Raw genomic sequence first — 879 nt, forward strand, 5'->3', positions numbered from 1 at the left:
GCGCCCGGACGGCGCCCGCGTCGTCACCACGACGCCCGGAGACTGGGAGAGTGCCGGGGTCCGGATCCTGGACGTCTCACCCTGAGCCCGCGCCCGCCGGGCCCCGGGGCCGTCCTCCTCGAAACGGCCCGGGGGCTTGCGCGGGGTGCGAGCTGCGCCTGGCACCAGACGCAAAGAGCCCTGACTGGAGTGGGAGACCAGCCAGGGTCCTCGAGGGCTCGCAGCCGGCCGGTTCTTCCTAGCGGTCGATCGGGCTCAGCCGGTCCAGGCCGCTCTCGCGCAGGACCTGCCGGATGGTGTCGTTCAGGGTGCTGGCCGTGTCGATGACGGTTTCCAGGGCGTCGGGCAGCAGGTCCTTCTCCCGGTACCAGTCGCGCAGGTGGGCTTCGGTGACGTGCTTGCGGTACTCGGCATCGGGTTTCGACGCGTGCCGCAGCACCGTCTCGGGGTAGGGCACGTGAAGGTAGTAACAGCGTGAGACGCCGCGGTGGGCGCGTACCAGGTTCTGGAGCATCGTGGCGTAGCGGTCGGCGTACAGGATGCCTTCGACGACGACGTGGAAGCCGTTGTCCAGGGCATAGCGTGCGGTGAGGTCGATCAGGCCGATGTTGGCGCCGCCGGGCCGGTCGCGTTCGCGCAGCACGGTGCGGCGCAGATTGTCCTGGCCGGTGATCGCGAGGTTGCGGCCGAATTTCTCGCGCAGGCCGGCCGCGACGGAGGACTTGCCCGAGGCGCTGTTGCCGCGGACCACGATCAGGCGCGTGTCCGCACTCCCCACCCCGTGCGGCAGGCTTGATGTCACGCGTCGTTATCCTTGAAGGTCAGCTGGATCCGGGTTTCGTTGAAGTGATCCCAGTCCATGACCAGGCGGAAACGCTG

The 879-nt window shown here is 69.2% G+C and carries 1 protein-coding gene; it reads right to left on the minus strand.

Annotated elements, in window-relative coordinates:
* Window positions 1-238 precede the first annotated feature (238 nt).
* On the minus strand, window positions 239-802 hold the full coding sequence (locus IE226_RS43685; RefSeq protein ID WP_229871998.1) for an AAA family ATPase: 564 nt from the start codon (window positions 800-802) through the stop codon (window positions 239-241).
* Between the last annotated feature and the right edge of the window lie 77 nt (window positions 803-879).

The organism is Streptomyces longisporoflavus (assembly GCF_014649775.1).
GTDB lineage: Bacteria > Actinomycetota > Actinomycetes > Streptomycetales > Streptomycetaceae > Streptomyces > Streptomyces longisporoflavus.